Source organism: Dokdonella sp. (genome assembly GCF_019634775.1).
Lineage (GTDB): Bacteria > Pseudomonadota > Gammaproteobacteria > Xanthomonadales > Rhodanobacteraceae > Dokdonella.
The window spans coordinates 2,244,724-2,260,567 of sequence record NZ_JAHCAS010000001.1 but is presented as its reverse complement, the minus strand read 5'-3'; the positions used below and the strand labels follow the sequence as shown (position 1 = coordinate 2,260,567).

The following is a 15,844-nucleotide window of genomic DNA, read 5'->3' as shown; positions in this document are numbered from 1 at the left end:
GTGGCAACGGCTGCGTGCTAGCGTAGCGTAAGCACGCAGACGCTGCCACGAAGCAATTTCGGCTTGAACGAATTGTTAGGCCGCGGCCAGTTTGAGCTTGCTCACACCTTGCAAGTCAATGTTCTGGCGAGCGACCCACAGATCATGGGCGTCCTGCATGGCGAGCCAACTTTCCGGGCTCCGACCAATGGCCTTGGACAAGCGAAGAGCCATTTCTGGGGTGACGCGGCTGGAGCCATTGAGGACGCGGCTGAGCGTGGATGCTGCAACGCCAAGCTTTTCAGCAAGCTCGCGGCCGCTGATATTGTTGGGCTCCAGATAGATGCCGGAGATGAACTCACCAGGGTGAGGAGGGTTGTGCATGCTCATTAGTGATAGTCCTCGTAGTCTAGGACGTACGCGTTACCGTCTTTGAACTCGAATGTGATCCGCCAATTTCCGTTTACGGTGATTGACCAGCGTCCCTTCATTGCCCCTTTGAGTGGGTGGAGCCTGAAGCCGGGAACGTCCATGTCCTCAATGACGTGGGCCGTGTCGAGGGCGGCAAGCTGCAGCCGCAGACGTTTGCTGTGACTGGCTTGAACGCCAGCGGTGTTGCCAGTCTCAAAGAGCTTGCGTAGCCCCTTGTGCCGAAACGACTTGATCATGCGGCGATTGTATCACGTTGCGCACTACGCAACAAGCGGCCTAACGCTGGAAATCAGCGGCGCGCGTAGCGCGTCCGCTGGATTGACTGGTTAGGCACCAACCGCGCTGGCGCCAGAGATGAGCTACGCGAGCCCACGAAGGATGTCCAGCTTGTTGGATGGTGCGTCTGGAGCCATAAAGTCCGGGATTGTCCGAGGCGTCCGGCGCGGCCGTGAAAGGAACGATACAGGCCACTCCGCAACGCGGCGCTCCTTTACATGTACGTACTTGCCCGGCTCAGGCTCGTCTATGTACTCCTCTTGTACGATCAGGGCGAGTGGCTCCTCTGCCCCTGGCGTCTCCTGGGAGAACCTTAGCGCCTCCTCATACGTCTCGAACGGATAGTAGTAGTCATTGCCATCAGCGGCGTCCGGCGCACCGTGCTCCGGGTGACACCAAACGCGATACTCCAAGACTGCATCCCATACATAGCCGCCACCAGCTTTGGCGCTGGCTGGGTAAGAGCCAACGAGCGACGGATCTAAGACGGGATGCGATGAGCCTGTCATTGGTGCCTAACACTTGAGTTAAGCCGCGCTGCGTAGTGGAGCGAAGCACATGGCAAGCTGTACCTGCCATGTGCTTCGCGTAACGAAGCAGCGTCGGCTTGAACGAATTGTTAGACCGGCACTTATGACGCGCGCTTGCTAAGCAGCTCAGCCATGCGGGTCTGCCAGCCGGGGCCAGTGGCTTTCCACGCGGCAAGCACAGACTCCGGCAAGCGGATCGTGACCTGGCGCCGTGGGTTGGCGGAAACAGGGCGACCTGCGCGCTTGACAGTGCCGCGCTTGAGCATGCCATCCGTCAATTCCGGAAGCTCTTTGTACTCGCTGGCTTTTGTCTTGTGCGAGTCCACACGCTTGAGGTCAGACTTCAAGGTACGGGCCGATACGAGCTTGCTCGCGTTCATTGGCTTTTCTCATGCTGAAGATGTGGCGGACTGCTCCTCTTGGCGTGTAACCGATCACGACGAGGCGACCGGCCAGGTGGCCGAAGCAGATCATGCGCGTCTCGCCGTAGTCCTGGCGGGTGTCCTCGACCTCGAAGGTGAGACCGGAAAAGACAGCAGGGGCATCCTCGAAGTCGAGGCCGCGCTCATCCAGCGCCTTTTGTCGTTTGGCCGGGTCATAGCTAATGCGCATGCATTAGTGTAACTACAACAATAGGCCAATGCAAGAGCTGGCTGTGCCGGTCTAACGACTGAGCTAACGGGCCGCCGGCCCGGAGCCCAAAGAATACTTGAGGCCGCCCCCGGCGGTCCCGTTGAGCGAGTAGTTAGGGGGCAAGCTGCGTGATGCCTTGGGGAACGATTTTGTACCAGCCATTGTTGGGCTCGTGAATAGAAACGTATACCAGATAGTGAACCGCCCCGGGAAACGTGGAGGCTCCAACTCTTGAGAGAATGGAGCCATGAACACGTCGAAGAAGTTTTCCCCTGAGGTCCGCGAGCGTGCAGTCCGGATGGTGCTGGAGCATCGCGGAGAGTACCCGTCGCTGTGGACGGCCGTGGAGTCGATCGCCCCCAAGATCGGCTGTGTGCCGCAGACGCTGCTGACGTGGGTGAAGCAGCACGAGGTCGATGCAGGGACGCGCGATGGCGTGACGACCGCGGACGCCAAGCGGATGAAGGAGCTGGAGCGCGAGAACAGGGAACTGCGCCGGGCCAACGAGATCCTGAAGCTGGCGAGTGCTTTTTTCGCCCAGGCGGAGCTCGACCGCCGGCTGAAGCCCTGAGGACGTTTGTCGCCACGCACCGGAGCACATTCGGGGTCGAGCCGATCTGCAGGGCCTTGCAGATCGCCCCGTCCGGCTACCGGCGACACGCGGCCCGCCATCGCGAGCCTGAGCGACGCCCGGCGAGGGCGAAGCGCGACGAGGCCCTGATTCCGGAGATCCACCGGGTATGGCGGGCCAACCTGCAGGTCTATGGCACCAACAAAGTGTGGCGACAGCTCGGCCGCGAGGGCATCACGGTGGCTCGATGCACGGTCGAGCGACTGATGCGCCAGCAGGGCCTGCGCGGCGTGATGCGCGGAAAAGCGGTGCGAACGACGATCAGTGATCGCAACGTGCCGTGCCCACAGGACAAGGTGAACCGGCAGTTCCGCGCCGAACGGCCGAACCAGCTGTGGGTGTCGGACTTCACCTACGTTTCGACCTGGCAGGGCTGGCTGTACGTGGCCTTCGTCATCGACGTGTTCGCCCGCCGCATCGTGGGCTGGCGGGTCAGCGACTCGATGCGGACGGACTTCGTACTCGATGCGCTGGAGCAGGCGCTGTACGCACGCCAGCCGGAGCGTGACGGCACGCTGATCCATCACAGCGATCGGGGTTCGCAGTACGTGTCGATTCGCTACAGCGAGCGGCTCGCCGAAGCGGGCATCGAGCCGTCCGTTGGCAGCCGAGGAGACAGCTATGACAACGCGCTGGCCGAGACCATCAACGGGCTCTACAAGGCCGAACTGATCCACCGCCGTGGCCCCTGGAAGACGAAGGCGGCGGTGGAACTGGCGACGCTGGAATGGGTGTCGTGGTTCAACACCCAGCGCCTCCTCGGATCGATCGGGCATATCCCGCCGGCAGAGGCTGAGGCAAACTACTACCGGCAACTCGCCGAGAGGCCCGTTGCCGAGCTGGTCTGACTTAAACCAAACAGCCTCCACGAAAGCCGGGGCGGTTCATGGATTCTCCGCGAAAATACACAAGCTCGGAGTTCTTGTTGCCCCTGACGTGTTTTAGATATCCAGCAGCTTGAATGAGTGTATGCGTGTCTTGTACGTGGAAGATGACCTGGCCTTGTGGATTCGCGGCGGCCTTGTTTCCCCTGATGTTGAGTTTGCTCAGCGGCACGCGGAACTCTCCATGTGATGCCTAACGCCCGAAATCAGCGGCGCGCGTAGCGCGTCCGCTGGATTGAGTTGTTAGCCGTTGAGTGCTGCATATTTGTCTGCAGCTGTTTCAAAGCCGCCATTTTCTGTTTCAAGGAGTTCAGAGAATGGTTCATCTACGCTTTGAAACGGATCGAACTCGTCATCACCGGAGGCGTCAAATGCTGCTTCGAGCGCATCTTGCCGCTCTCTGCGATCTCTTGGATAAGGAGAGTCGAAGAAGGCCATAGCTCGCTCAAGGAGGGCTGCGGTTTGGGGCATGCCAAGCGCTCGGAACGCTACTACCGCTTCTGGCGCAAGCACGCCTGTGCTGTTAGAAAAGTACTGTTCGAAGCCTCCATTTAGTACTTCGGATTGCGTCCAGTGTGCAGCGAACAGGACACGAGAAGCCTCCGGCGAAGCATTGTATTGCTGCAGGAAGGTGTCTGGACCATCGTAGATTGACACTGTGTCCCAAATCGGCTCTATCAAACTCCAGTAACCCATAGTTCCCCCCTAAACGGCTAACTACAAGTAGACCCCGAATCCGAGGTGTAGCATGGATCGTTCAGCATCGGCGCGGTGCGCGTCAAGCGGTTTTCCTGCATGAAATCAATCCTTTGTCCGATTCCAGGGGCGACGGATTTCACTGAACGTACCTGCGTTGTCGACGGATGCGGGGTGTTATGGAATATCACGATGGATCGGAGGGATAGCAAGTGGTGCGGCGGACCGGCCCGCTCGGCGCCTGTTCGACGAGATTCGGCGCATATTGCGGCTCAAACACTACAGCTTGCACACCGAACGGGCGTACACCGGATGGATCCGCAGGTTCATCCTTGCCGGTGGCCGTCGACATCCTCGGGAGATGGGGGCGGCGGAGGTTGAGGCCTTCCTGAGCGGAATGCGCCACGACCTCAGTTGGCGGACGTGGCGCTCGGCAGGATGGTGCGGAAAGCCTGTTCGGACAGGGTGCCTTCCGGTTCGCCGATGATGGCGCGGCGGCGACCTTCATGCTTGGCACGGTAGAGCGCGCGGTCCGCACGCGTGATGGCCTGTTCCAGGGATTCGCCCTGCGCTTGCGCGGCGCCGGATGGAAACTGCGCCGCACCGATCGACACGGCCACGGCGAGGGTACGCTCGCCGATCCGGACCGGCTCGCGCACGATGCCATCGAGCAGGCGCTGCAGCACGGACTCGAAATCCCCTTCCACGACGCCACGCAGCAGGAGCAGGAACTCCTCGCCGCCCCAACGCACGACGATGTCATCCTCGCGTGCCAGCGCATGCAGGCGGCGCGCGACCTCGACCAGCACCGCATCGCCGGCATCGTGGCCGAAGCTGTCGTTGATGCGCTTGAAGTGATCCACATCGAGCAGGGCCACGAGGAGAAACTGGCCGTCGCGCGACTGGCGCGCGCGCTCCGCCTGCGCAGCGGCCGCGCCTGTGAAGTAGCGCCGGTTCTTGAGTCCGGTGAGGGGATCGGTCAACGCGGTCTGTTCGAGCCGCTGGTTGGCCAGGGCCAGTTCGCGCGTGCGTGCTGCAACTTCGGCTTCGAGTTCGGTGGCGCGCTGTCGTGCCGCGCGCAGGCGCCAGCGCCCGAGCAGGACACCGGCGGCCAGCAGCAGCAAGGGAGCACCGAGCAGGACCCACGACTTCTGCCAGATCGGCGCATCCACGCTGAACGGGAAACGGATCGGCTCGGCTTCGATGCCGTCGGCATCGCGGGCTTCGACGATGAGTTCGTAGTCACCGGCAGGCAGGCGCGCATGGCTGACTTCGGCCACGTCCGTCCACTCGCCGGGCCGCTGCTGCAGGCCGACCAGGCGCGTGCGATAGCGCACGGCGTATTCGCGATCGAAAGCCAGCAACACGAAATCGAACTCGACACTGCTGTCATCCGGCGGCAGGCGGCTACCGCGCAGGAGCGGCGCGCCGCCCTCGCCATGGCGTGCGGACAGGAGTCGCAATGGCGCAGGCTGCAAAGCCGTGGTGCGCTGTGCCGCGTCGGTTGCCAGCGCAGCCAGGCCACTGGCCGTGGCCGCGAAGATACGGCCACGCTCATCAATCACGCTGTCGATGATTTCCGGGCTTTCGAGGCCGGCTTCGCGACCGAGGAGTTCACCTTCCTGCTCCGCTCCGGCGCTCCGGTCCAGGCGCAGCATGCCGCGCGAGCCGAACACGTACACATGCCCGCCATGGAAACGCACGTGGCTGAGCGCGCCCAGTCGCGATGCCCCTGGCCATTCCCGGCAAGCCCCGTTGGCGTCAACCTGAAGCAGGTGTCCGCGCGTGACCACCCACAGGCCATCGTCACTGCCGGGATCGACATTGAGGTCGACGACGCTGTCCTGCCCGATGCAGTCGACCCCGGCAGGTTCCCACGCCTCTCCATCCAGACGCAGCAAGTCTCCTCCAATGGCAAGCCACAGGCGATCCCGGTCTGGAGATTCGGGGAGTGCCTGGATTGCCAGCGCCTGCACTGACGCATGCGTCGCGAACTCGGACGGCAGTTCGACACGACGCAAGCCATTGCTTGCGCGCCAACGCGCCAGCCCGTGGCCGGTACCGACATAAAGCTCGGGCCCGCCCATGCCCGCGCGCCGCAGGATGAGCCGATCGGAGGAAACCGCCGGCAACTCCGAGTTGTCGACGGTGAAGTCACCGAGCAACTCGTTGCCACGCCAGCGTTGCAGGCCGCGCGCGTGGGCAATCCAGCGACTGCCGTCGGGCGCATCGAGCACGTCGCGGACCAGGTGCGCGGCACGCGGATCATCAATCAATGGAACGAAATGCCCATCGCGCCATTGCACGGCACCGCTGGCGGTTCCCACCCACAGTCCGGCCGGCGCGCTGCCGATGCCCACGCCTTCGATGATGCGGTCCGGCAAGCCATTGCGCTCGTTGAGCAGGGCCCAGCGGTCCGGCTCCATGCGCGCGGCGCCTGAGGTCATGGTGCCGATCCAGACATGCCGGCGGTAGCGCTCGAGGAGCAAGGCATGCGCGGCATTCGAAGGCAGGCCATGATGCGCATCGATCAGGCGCCATTGCCCACCCGCATTGATCTCGGCCACGCCTCCCGTGCGCAGGCTGGCCAGCAGCATCGGCTGGCCGTCTGCGGAGCTGGCTTCCTGCAGGCCGAACACCATGGCAACCGGGAAACCGTTGTCCTTGCCGTAGACGTGCAGGCGCGTCCCGTCGAAACGCGCCAGGCCACGCCCGGTGCCGATCCACAGGTCCCCGGCAAAATGGCCAAGGGCGAGTCCGATGTTGTTCGGCAGGCCATCATCCTTGCTGATGCGCAGGCTGCCCAGCTTGGGCTGTTGCGCATCGAGGTCGACGAGCTGCACCACGCCGCTGCCATTCGTACCGACCCAGAGCCTTTCCTCACCGCCGGCGCGATCGGCCAGGAGGCTGCGCACGCCGAGACCGGCGAGGGCCTCGATGGCCTCGCAGTGCTCGGGGCGGCAACGGTACAGGGACTCGAAGGTGCCCACCCACATGCGCCCGTCGCTGGCCGGCAGGAGGGCATTCGCGCCGGAGTTCGACTCGATCGGCACCCGTTGTGGTCTGCCGTCGTGAACCCGCCAGGCGCCGACCGAGTCGGTGCCGATCCAGAGCGCTCCGTCGCGGTCCTCCCCCAGTGAGCCGACGGCATAGCGCACGCCGGCAGTCGGCAGTTCGATCGGCGTCCAGCGATGGCCGTCGTAGCGGGCAAGGCCCTGGCTGGTGCCGGCGATGATGAAGCCGTCGCGGTCCTGCAGCAGGGCCAGTACGCTGTTCTGTGGCAGGCCGTCGGCGCTGGTGAAAGTTCGGAAGGCACGCCAGCCCAGGTCGGAATCGACCTCTGCCACCGGCGCATCCACGGGCGGCGCAAGGGCCGTCGCAAGGGTCGGCCACAGGGCCAGGCAGCACAGCCGGGTGCCGAAGCCCATGTCTAGGATTGCCCAGCAACGACAGGTGCGGACCGTGACGGGCACCGAACCTCCATGGCACAGCCCGGCCCCGCGTGTCCGAAGCGGACGCGACGCACTGAACCGGCCGGGCATGCCCGACATCGACACGCTGATTGACGGCGCGATCGGCCATGCGAAACGCGATGAATGGGCATCCCTGACGTCCGCGGGGCAGTTGCGCAGAAGTGTAGCGAGGATTGTCGGCCTTGCCGGCCTGTCTCCGACGCCCAACGGGCCTTGGGATGTTCTGATCGATCCCACAACGGCGTCACCGCCCTGTGCGGGCGCAGATCAAGGCGCGACGGCGAAGGCAGACTGGCCGACTGTCGAGCCGGCGCAACGCCGAGCTGCGCCCGCACAGGACGGCCCCAACCTTTCGATTCCCGATGACGGGGTGACATCCGTCAGAAGAACCGCACCAGCAAGGCCAGCACCAATGCGGCATAGACGCCGGCCAGCACGTCATCGAGCATCACGCCAAAGCCGCCCTTGACGTGGCGGTCGGCCCAGGAGACCGGCCAAGGTTTCCAGACGTCGAAAATGCGGAACAGGAAGAAGCCGACGGCGACCCAGGCGAGGTGGCGCGGCCACAGCAGCAGCGGCCACAGGGTGATCCACTGGCCGACGAATTCGTCCCAGACGATGACGCCGGGGTCTTCGATGTGCAGGCGGCGCACGACGACCGTCGAGGCCCATACACCGATGGCGAAGGCCGCGGCGATGATGACAAGCCACCACCATGGCGAAAGTCCGCGCAGCAGCAGCCACGGCAGGAGGGCGACGGCCGAGCCGGCGGTGCCGGAGGCGAACGGGCTGAAGCCGGCGCCGAAGCCGCTGGCGATCCAGCCGGCCGGATGGGAAAGCACGGCGCGGCGCTGCGCGGCATCGAGTCTCATGCGAAATGCTCCCAGCCGCGGCGCGGCAGTTCGATCGGTTGAGCATGCGCATCAAGCGCGCGCACGCCGGTGCCGTCGACAACGCGGCCGATGCGCGTGGCCGCGCAGCCGATGCGGGCGAGATCCTGCGCGAGGTCATGCGCCTGCCCTGCCGGCACGCTGAAGGCGAGTTCGTAGTCGTCGCCGCCGGCCAGTTGCAGGGCGCAGCGTTCGCGGCCGTCGAATATCGCCAGCAGGGCCGGCGATGCAGGCAGGCAGGCCGCCTCGACCTCGATGCCGACGCCACTTTGATTCGCCATATGGCCGAGATCGGCGAGCAGGCCGTCGGAGACGTCGATGCAGGCCGTGGCGCGTGCGCGCAGCACCGCGCCGGCGGCGACGCGTGGTGTCGGGCGGTCGAGTCGTGCGCGCAGTTCGGCAAATGTGAATTCCGCCGCGCGCGAGGTGCCGAGCAGGCGCAAGGCAGCGGCGGCGTCGCCGAGCGTGCCGGTGACGAACACCTCGTCGCCGCTGCGCGCGCCGTCGCGGCGCAAGGCCTGGCCCGGCGGCACGAAACCGTGCGCGGTGACGGTGATCGCCAAGGGCCCGCGCGTGGTGTCGCCGCCGACGAGGGCGACATGGTGCGCGGCGGCAAGGTCGGCGAACCCCTCGGCGAAGCCGGCGACGAAACCGGCATCGGGTTCCGGCAGGGTCAGCGCGAGCAGCGCCCAGGCCGGCGTCGCGCCCATCGCGGCGAGATCGCTGAGGTTCACCGCCAGCGCCTTCCAGCCGATGTCGGCCGGCGCGCTGCCGTGCGGGAAATGCACGCCGGCGACGAGGGTGTCGGTGCAGGCGACGAGTTCGTGCCCGGCCGGCACGGCGAGCACGGCGGCATCGTCGCCGATGCCGAGGCGCACGTCGGCGCGGGCGAGGTCGCAGCGTCGCCGGATATGGTCGATGAGGTCGAATTCGGCCATCGCGCTCAACGCGGGCGTGGCGACGGCGCGCGCATTCAGCGCCGCGCCGCGCGGTACTCGGTGCTGCGCCAGTCGGCGGCGAGGCGGTCGAGCACGCCGTTGATGTAGGTGTGGCCGTGGTCGGCGCCGAAGCGCTTGGCGACTTCGACGGCCTCGTTGAGGATGACGCGGTACGGCACGTCGGGACGATAGCGGAACTCGTAGGCGGCCAGGCGCAGCACGGCGCGCTCGATCGGATCGACTTCGGCGACCTCGCGGTCGAGGAAGGGCTTGAAGCCGGCATCGAGCTCGTTGACGTGCAGGTCGACGCCGCGCAGCAGGTCCTCGAAGTAGTCGAGGTCGGCGATCTCCATGTCCTGCTCGTGGCGGAACTCCTCGATGACCGTGGCCATGCGGTTGCCGCCGACCTGCCACGCGTAGAGCGCCTGCACGGCGCGCCGACGCGCGCGCGAGCGCGCAGCGAGGTCGATGCCATCGGGTCGGCGGGTCGGGTTCACAACTGTCTCCACAGGTCGGTCATCTCGAGCGCGGCGAGCGCGGCTTCCTCGCCCTTGTTGCCGTGCGCGCCGCCCGCGCGCGCCTCGGCGTCAGCATGCCGCTCGACCGCGAGCACGCCGTTGAGCACCGGCAGGCGATGCTCGACGGCCACGCGCATGAGCCCCTCTGCGCAGCCGTCGGCGACATGCTCGTAATGGCGCGTGTCGCCGCGCACGACGCAGCCGAGCGCGACGATCGCCGCATGCCGCCCGCCCGCCGCGAGCCTCGCCGCCACGGCCGGAATCTCCCACGCACCCGGCACGCGCACCACGTCGAGCGCCGCCTCGGCCACGCCATGCTCGGCGAACGCGCGCTGCGCCGCCGCCAGCAGCGCATCGACGATGCGCGGGTTCCAGCGGCTGGCGACGATCGCGTAGCGGGCGTCGGGGTGGGCGCGCAGTTGTCCAGCGATCAAGGGCGGCGGCGACGCGTGAAGGGCGGATCGGCCCGGGCCGGCGAGTTTACCGGAAGCCGGGCGGGCAACTGTTCAGTGCTGCCCGGCTCACTCAAGCACGGGACTGCACAACCCGTCGCTCCGGCGGTTTTCAACAGCCGAATGGCTGGTCAGGCCCGAGCCCAGCGCCTTGCAAACTCTTGTAGGCAGGAGGCACTGGGTCCGGGCCTTTGCCGGGACGACGAGCAAAAAACAAGTCGTGCAGACGTTCCCTGAGGATTACTCGAACCCGTGCTGGAAGATGATGTCGGTCTGCGGCACGCTCACGCCGTAGGTGCAGCTCGTGTTGTATGCAGCGCCGATCGCGGCGATGTCCGCCGGCGTGTAGCCCTGGGCGCCGCCCATCGTCGCCGCCGCCGTGATGACGGCCTGCGCGGCGACCTGCTGGTTCGAGCTGCTGGTGGTCATGGCCAGACCGCGCAGCATCGCCTTGTCCATCTTGTCGCGGCCGATCGCCGTCCAGGCGACCATGTTGCAGGATGCCCAGTATTGGCCCTGCGCATGGATGCCGGAACCGATGTTGCTCGGCCAGCTGCGGCCGATATGCCAGTTGGTGACGCGGCCCGCCCAATACTGGTTGTGGCCGTCCCAGTGGAACATCCAGAACCACTGCGGATCGCTCGGCGTCCAGTAGCCGGTCGAGCGGTTGTAGGAATTACCGAAATAGTCACCGACACCCTCGGAGAGGCCCTGCACCTGGGACAGACCACCATTGGTAACCCAGTCGTGCAGGCCGTGACCCAGTTCGTGGATGACGACGTCGGCGTCTTCGGCATCGTCGACACCACCTTCGCCGAAGCTCAGCCGGTCGGTGGCCGGCGTGAACGACGAGTTGTCCTGCCCATTCCACCCATGCGGATCGAAGCGCACGCCACCCGCCACGTTGTTCGGCACCACGGTCACGCCGAGCGTGACGTTGAGGTAGCGCATCTGCTTGTCGATGAGGTGGTAGAGGTTCGGCCCCTCGAACGCCTGGCTTGCACGCGTGGCACTGAAATCTGGCGTGCTCGGTGTCGGGCAGTCATCGACGCCACCGAACGGCGCCTCCCAATCGTTACAGCGCGCCCACGGCCCCTCGAGGCGATAGACGCCTCCCGCAAACGTGATGTCGCGCAGCGTGACGTTCATGAGCTGCGCGGTGAGGCCCGCCGAATCGGCGTCGTTGGCGTCGGTGAGCTGGCCAGCGCCACTGCCGTAGGTCGTGCGCGCCGAGGTCAGCGGATCGGGATCGAACACGGTGGCGGTGCCGTCGACGTACAACTCGGTGTTGCGCATGGCGAGGATCTCGCCGGTCGCAGCATCGGCGATGACTTCCCACGAACCCCGCTTGACCACATCGCGCAGGTAGTACATCCAGGCAAGTCGCGTCGGCTGCGCGTCGGCATAGACGACGAGCGTCGGTTCGACCTCGTCCTTCGCCGCCGGCATGCCTGCGTCGATGACGACTTTCGCGCGCAGGTCCGACGACGCGCGTGCCGACGTCGTGACGATGCGCTGCACGTCCGGGCGCAATTCGCTGCTGACGAAGATCACTTCGCCATCGGGCCTGACCGTTACCGCGATGTCGCTGCCGTAAACCGGCACGCCGTCCAAATGCTGGGTGAAGCGCACGACATGGAAGGCCTGGTCGTCGCGCTCGTACATCTTCTCGAGCACCGTCGGGTTGTCCTTGAGGCCGAGTTGCTCGACGCGCGCGGCAAGGAACTCGCGTGCCATCGACTCGGGCGTGCCGACCCGCGCCCGGAACGCAGGCTGGAACAGGGTCAAGGCGCGGCCATCGGCGGCGAACCGGCCTTGGGCCGATTCGATCGCGGCATCCTCGTTGAAGGCCTTGGTGATGCTCTCGACCATGCCGTCGGGCAGCTTCTTGGCATGGACATTGGCGGCGAAGGCTGCGATCGCGACAGCCAGTGCGGTTGAGAACAGAACAGGCTTGTTGGGCATTGGAGTCGACCTGATTGATGCAGGAACCTGCGAGAACCGTGATCCTACCGCGCCGGTGCATCCCCGCGTAGTGTCCCGCCTCCAACGAACGAGGCCTGTGCACGGGTCGCTGGAGCGATCCCGCTGCTACGGGCTGTCGAACCCGTCCGCGAAGAGGCTATCCCCGCCGATCACGGTCACTTGTGGACTGATGTTGAAGAAGATGTTGTTCGAGCACGCGACGCGCACGTGACCCGCCGTGATCGACACATTCGGCACCGTCACCGTTGCGCTGCCGCTGTTCGGAACCCCTGTCTGCAGCACCGCGAGTCGCAGCAACTCGCTGTTGTCGGCCGCCGGTACGACGAGGTCGATGTCGACCGCGCTGCAGGAAATCGGCGCCTGGTCGGTCGCGGCGACATTCCATGCAATCGTCTGCGCGGGCGTTTCGCCCCAGGTCCAGATCGTCGGCGCAGCCGGTGCCGTCAATACGAATGGACCGGCCGTGTCGACCACGGTCAGCACACGGTCGGCGCTGTTGGTGGCACCCCCGCCGGCAAGGTTGTCGCGCACGGTCAGGCGATAGTTCAGCGTGCGGTTCGTGGTCGGCAGGATCTCGCCCTTGGCGAAGACACCGGACACGAGGTTCTGGATGCGCGGCAGATAGCGGCGCGGGCTCATCGTCGGCAGCCACGAGCGCTGGATCGGGCCGGCACCCGGGTCGACGGCCAGGTTCATGTTGGCTGGGCCGGCATCGTACTGCTCCCAGGTGTAGGTCAAAACCGCACCCGGCGCGGATGAACCGGCCTGTGCGGTGAGCACGTATGGCGTGGCGGCAGGAATCGTCGTCGCGCTGCCGGGCACGACGGTCGGCGCGACCCAAGCGCGCGGCGTGGCCTGCGCGCAGGATCCGCCGATACCGCTCGAATAGCCCCCCATCTCCTGCAGGCTGCGCGCATGGAAATATGGATCGGAGTTCGTCTGCAGGTCGCTCGCGCTGCCGCAGATGCCGGCATAGGCCTGGATCGTCGAGCCGCTGCCCGGCTCCAAACCGGATTCGCCGGCATTGTCACCGTCACAGGAGTTGTAGGTGTGGTCGCCGCCGAACTGGTGACCGACTTCGTGCGCGACGTAGTCGATGTAGAACACATCGGTCTGCAACGTCGCACCGTTTGGCAATCCGGTCGTACCGTCCGCCTTCCAGATGCGGCATACCACTCCGAGACCTGCAAGTCCGCCCGATCCGGTAGTGAACACGTGGCCGATGTCGTAGTTCGCGCTGCCGATGACGGCGTTGAGGTTGGGCCCGTTCTCGTCGATGGCGTCTTCATCGTTGGAGTACGGGTCACCTTCAGCGAACGGATAGATGATTGCGTCATTGTTGGGGATCAGGGTCATGCGGATCGCGAAGTCCTGTCCGTAGACTTCGTTGATGCGGTTGATGACATTGACCACAGCGGCGAGACCGATGGCGACGCTCGGTGCCTGCGGCGGATCCATGGCGCTGGCAACCGCCTGCACCCAGTGGTGGTTCGCGGCGAAGGCGGCACGGTAGTTGCGCAGGATCGTGCCCGTGACGGTGGCGACGCCGGGGGCCTGTGCCGGCATCGCGTGGTCCTCGTCCATGTCGATGTGGCCATGCGTGCGGCACTTGAACGGCGGGGCGACGCCGGCATCGGCGCGGCGGAAACTGAGGTAGTGGCTGCCCATGCCGGAACGCTCCGGTCGCACCAGCCAGATGCCGTCGCGGTCGTGCACCGTGGCATGCAGGCCAAGCATCGAGATACCGACGCGCGCGGTCGTTCCGCGGGCATCGGTGGCGAGGTAGCTGCGGATGGCGGGGAAGCGTGCCTGCAGTTCAGCCGGCATGACGCCAGAATCGGCCAGCACGAATTCGCGCAGCCCACCGTCCGGAGCCGGCAGTGTGAGTGTGGCGCCGACACCATCGGCATGCGCGGCCAGCGCCTGACGCAGTCCGGGCCAGTCAAGCGATACCTGGCGATATGCCGACGGCGCTTCGCCATGGACCTGCGGCGCGCGCGCGGCGACGTCCTGCCAGTAGCCGGCGAACGCGACCGCCGGGGCGACGAGCAGGGAAAGGAGGACAACGAAACCGGTGACGGGTGAACGCATGGCGGATGACCTGTGCACGAGATGGATGCCCTGCGGCGGGCGGCGAAAGCGCGCCACCTTCGCACAGCGGCGGTAGCGTTGCCACGCGGCGCCGCCGCAGCCCTGAACGGACGCCGACGATCATGGCACCATGCGCCTGCAAAACCCAAACGAGGCGTGTATGATCCGCGCCCGTTTCATCCATCCATCCGCATTGAAGGATATTTGCCGAAAATGAGCAGCTATCTGTTCACCTCCGAATCGGTCTCCGAAGGCCATCCGGACAAGGTCGCCGACCAGATCTCCGACGCCGTGCTCGACGCCATCCTTGCCCAGGACAAGCGCGCGCGCGTCGCCTGCGAAACGCTGGTCAAGACCGGTGTCGCGATCGTCGCCGGCGAGGTGACCACGAGCGCGTGGATCGACCTCGAAGCGCTGACGCGCAAGGTCATCCTCGACATCGGCTACGACAGCAGCGACGTCGGTTTCGACGGCGCTACCTGTGGTGTGCTGAACCTCATCGGCAAGCAGTCGCCCGACATCAACCAGGGCGTCGACCGCAAGAAGCCGGAAGAACAGGGCGCCGGGGACCAGGGCCTGATGTTCGGCTACGCGACCAATGAGACGAAGGACTACATGCCGGCGGCGGTCTACTACTCGCATCGCCTCGTCGAGCAGCAGGCCAAGGTGCGCAAGAAGAAGAACTCGCCGCTGCCGTGGCTGCGCCCGGACGCGAAGTCGCAGGTCACGCTGCGCTACGAGAACGACAAGGCGGTGGCGATCGACGCCGTCGTGCTGTCGACCCAGCATGATCCTTCAGTGAAGCAGAAGGATCTGGTCGAAGCCGTGCGCGAGCACATCCTCAAGCCCGTGCTGCCGGCGAAGTGGCTGCACAAGGGCACCAAGTACCACATCAATCCGACCGGCAAGTTCGTCATCGGCGGCCCGGTCGGCGACTGCGGCCTGACCGGCCGCAAGATCATCGTCGACACCTACGGCGGCTGGGCACGCCACGGCGGTGGCGCGTTCTCGGGCAAGGATCCGTCCAAGGTCGACCGCTCGGCCGCCTATGCCGCGCGCTACGTCGCCAAGAACATCGTCGCCGCCGGCATCGCCGACCGCTGCGAGGTGCAGGTCAGCTACGCGATCGGCGTGGCCGAGCCGACCTCGATCTCGGTGACGACGTTCGGCACCGGCCGCATCAGCGACGAGAAGATCGAGAAGCTGATCCGCAGGCACTTCGACCTGCGACCGTACGGCATCATCAAGATGCTCGACCTCGTGCATCCGATGTACCAGCCGACTGCGAGCTATGGCCATTTCGGCCGCGCGCCGTACGAGGTGAAGCTGGCCAACGGCGAAACCTTCACGGCCTTCTCGTGGGAGAAGACCGACAAGGCCGAGGCGCTGCGTGCGGACGCAAAACTGTAGGAGCGCCTTCAGGCGCGATGCCTCG

16 protein-coding genes and 1 other annotated feature are annotated in these 15,844 nt (G+C 65.7%); of the genes, 3 read left to right on the top strand and 13 right to left on the bottom strand.

Annotation, left to right across the window (positions count from 1 at the left end):
• Positions 1–75 precede the first annotated feature (75 nt).
• The 5 genes from KF907_RS09740 to KF907_RS09720 form a co-directional block, all read right to left on the bottom strand.
• Positions 76–369: a HigA family addiction module antitoxin gene (locus KF907_RS09740; RefSeq protein ID WP_291219947.1), complete on the bottom strand. Its 294-nt coding sequence runs from the start codon at positions 367–369 to the stop codon at positions 76–78.
• Positions 369–647 carry a type II toxin-antitoxin system RelE/ParE family toxin gene (locus tag KF907_RS09735; RefSeq protein WP_291219946.1) on the bottom strand — a complete coding sequence of 93 codons (279 nt, stop codon included), beginning with the start codon at positions 645–647 and terminating at the stop codon, positions 369–371. The genes KF907_RS09740 and KF907_RS09735 overlap by 1 nt, the downstream gene beginning before the upstream one ends.
• 123 nt (positions 648–770) lie before the next feature.
• On the bottom strand, positions 771–1,100 hold the full coding sequence (locus tag KF907_RS09730) for a hypothetical protein (RefSeq protein ID WP_291219945.1): 330 nt from the start codon (positions 1,098–1,100) through the stop codon (positions 771–773).
• A gap of 218 nt (positions 1,101–1,318) precedes the next feature.
• Positions 1,319–1,597: a BrnA antitoxin family protein gene (locus KF907_RS09725; protein WP_291219944.1), complete on the bottom strand. Its 279-nt coding sequence runs from the start codon at positions 1,595–1,597 to the stop codon at positions 1,319–1,321.
• Positions 1,554–1,829, bottom strand: coding sequence for a BrnT family toxin (locus tag KF907_RS09720; protein WP_291219943.1), 276 nt, complete (start codon positions 1,827–1,829; stop codon positions 1,554–1,556). Before KF907_RS09720 ends, KF907_RS09725 begins: the two co-directional genes overlap by 44 nt.
• A 268-nt stretch (positions 1,830–2,097) precedes the next feature.
• Between KF907_RS09720 and KF907_RS09715 the strand changes: the two genes are divergently transcribed.
• A protein-coding gene (locus KF907_RS09715) for an IS3 family transposase (protein WP_472843811.1) occupies positions 2,098–3,329 on the top strand; the annotation gives its coding sequence in 2 pieces (ribosomal slippage) (positions 2,098–2,386 and positions 2,386–3,329; 1,233 coding nt in all).
• Positions 2,376–2,492: a sequence feature (AL1L pseudoknot), on the top strand. Its footprint overlaps the gene before it by 117 nt.
• A gap of 279 nt (positions 3,330–3,608) precedes the next feature.
• Here KF907_RS09715 and KF907_RS09710 read toward each other — a convergent pair.
• Positions 3,609–4,022 carry a DMP19 family protein gene (locus KF907_RS09710; RefSeq protein ID WP_291219942.1) on the bottom strand — a complete coding sequence of 138 codons (414 nt, stop codon included), beginning with the start codon at positions 4,020–4,022 and terminating at the stop codon, positions 3,609–3,611.
• A gap of 196 nt (positions 4,023–4,218) precedes the next feature.
• Here KF907_RS09710 and KF907_RS15435 point away from each other — a divergent pair, with 196 nt between their 5' ends.
• Positions 4,219–4,548, top strand: coding sequence for a phage integrase N-terminal SAM-like domain-containing protein (locus KF907_RS15435; protein WP_472843837.1), 330 nt, complete (start codon positions 4,219–4,221; stop codon positions 4,546–4,548).
• Here KF907_RS15435 and KF907_RS09700 read toward each other — a convergent pair.
• The 7 genes from KF907_RS09700 to KF907_RS09670 all read right to left on the bottom strand — a co-directional run bounded on the left by KF907_RS09700 (position 4,472) and on the right by KF907_RS09670 (position 14,409).
• A complete protein-coding gene (locus KF907_RS09700; RefSeq protein WP_291219941.1) occupies positions 4,472–7,489 on the bottom strand; it encodes a ligand-binding sensor domain-containing diguanylate cyclase in 3,018 nt (1,005 codons plus the stop codon). The genes KF907_RS15435 and KF907_RS09700 overlap by 77 nt on opposite strands.
• Before the next feature lie 425 nt (positions 7,490–7,914).
• Positions 7,915–8,406 carry a phosphatidylglycerophosphatase A family protein gene (locus KF907_RS09695; protein ID WP_291219940.1) on the bottom strand — a complete coding sequence of 164 codons (492 nt, stop codon included), beginning with the start codon at positions 8,404–8,406 and terminating at the stop codon, positions 7,915–7,917.
• Complete coding sequence (gene thiL / locus KF907_RS09690; protein WP_291219939.1) at positions 8,403–9,362, bottom strand: thiamine-phosphate kinase; 960 nt, start codon at positions 9,360–9,362, stop codon at positions 8,403–8,405. The genes KF907_RS09695 and thiL overlap by 4 nt, the downstream gene beginning before the upstream one ends.
• A 35-nt stretch (positions 9,363–9,397) precedes the next feature.
• Complete coding sequence (gene nusB / locus KF907_RS09685; RefSeq protein ID WP_291219938.1) at positions 9,398–9,859, bottom strand: transcription antitermination factor NusB; 462 nt, start codon at positions 9,857–9,859, stop codon at positions 9,398–9,400.
• Positions 9,856–10,314 (bottom strand): 6,7-dimethyl-8-ribityllumazine synthase, encoded by a 459-nt coding sequence (ribH, locus tag KF907_RS09680; RefSeq protein WP_291219937.1) that lies wholly within the window; start codon positions 10,312–10,314, stop codon positions 9,856–9,858. The genes nusB and ribH overlap by 4 nt, the downstream gene beginning before the upstream one ends.
• A gap of 258 nt (positions 10,315–10,572) precedes the next feature.
• Complete coding sequence (locus KF907_RS09675) at positions 10,573–12,297, bottom strand: hypothetical protein (protein ID WP_291219936.1); 1,725 nt, start codon at positions 12,295–12,297, stop codon at positions 10,573–10,575.
• A 126-nt stretch (positions 12,298–12,423) separates the two neighbouring features.
• Positions 12,424–14,409 (bottom strand): reprolysin-like metallopeptidase, encoded by a 1,986-nt coding sequence (locus KF907_RS09670; protein WP_291219935.1) that lies wholly within the window; start codon positions 14,407–14,409, stop codon positions 12,424–12,426.
• A gap of 213 nt (positions 14,410–14,622) precedes the next feature.
• On the opposite strand from KF907_RS09670, the gene metK reads away from it, so the two are divergent.
• On the top strand, positions 14,623–15,819 hold the full coding sequence (gene metK, locus KF907_RS09665; RefSeq protein WP_291219934.1) for a methionine adenosyltransferase: 1,197 nt from the start codon (positions 14,623–14,625) through the stop codon (positions 15,817–15,819).
• Positions 15,820–15,844: the final 25 nt, after the last annotated feature.

Excerpts from the sequence above, each read along its gene's own strand:
- metK (WP_291219934.1), top strand. The coding sequence starts at position 14,623 with ATGAGCAGCTATCTGTTCACCTCCGAATCGGTCTCCGAAGGCCATCCG.
- KF907_RS09670 (WP_291219935.1), bottom strand. The coding sequence starts at position 14,409 with ATGCGTTCACCCGTCACCGGTTTCGTTGTCCTCCTTTCCCTGCTCGTC.
- thiL (WP_291219939.1), bottom strand. The coding sequence starts at position 9,362 with ATGGCCGAATTCGACCTCATCGACCATATCCGGCGACGCTGCGACCTC.
- KF907_RS09695 (WP_291219940.1), bottom strand. The coding sequence starts at position 8,406 with ATGAGACTCGATGCCGCGCAGCGCCGCGCCGTGCTTTCCCATCCGGCC.
- KF907_RS09725 (WP_291219944.1), bottom strand. The coding sequence starts at position 1,597 with ATGAACGCGAGCAAGCTCGTATCGGCCCGTACCTTGAAGTCTGACCTC.
- KF907_RS09740 (WP_291219947.1), bottom strand. The coding sequence starts at position 369 with ATGAGCATGCACAACCCTCCTCACCCTGGTGAGTTCATCTCCGGCATC.
- KF907_RS09675 (WP_291219936.1), bottom strand. The coding sequence starts at position 12,297 with ATGCCCAACAAGCCTGTTCTGTTCTCAACCGCACTGGCTGTCGCGATC.
- KF907_RS09735 (WP_291219946.1), bottom strand. The coding sequence starts at position 647 with ATGATCAAGTCGTTTCGGCACAAGGGGCTACGCAAGCTCTTTGAGACT.
- KF907_RS09720 (WP_291219943.1), bottom strand. The coding sequence starts at position 1,829 with ATGCGCATTAGCTATGACCCGGCCAAACGACAAAAGGCGCTGGATGAG.
- KF907_RS09700 (WP_291219941.1), bottom strand. The coding sequence starts at position 7,489 with ATGGGCTTCGGCACCCGGCTGTGCTGCCTGGCCCTGTGGCCGACCCTT.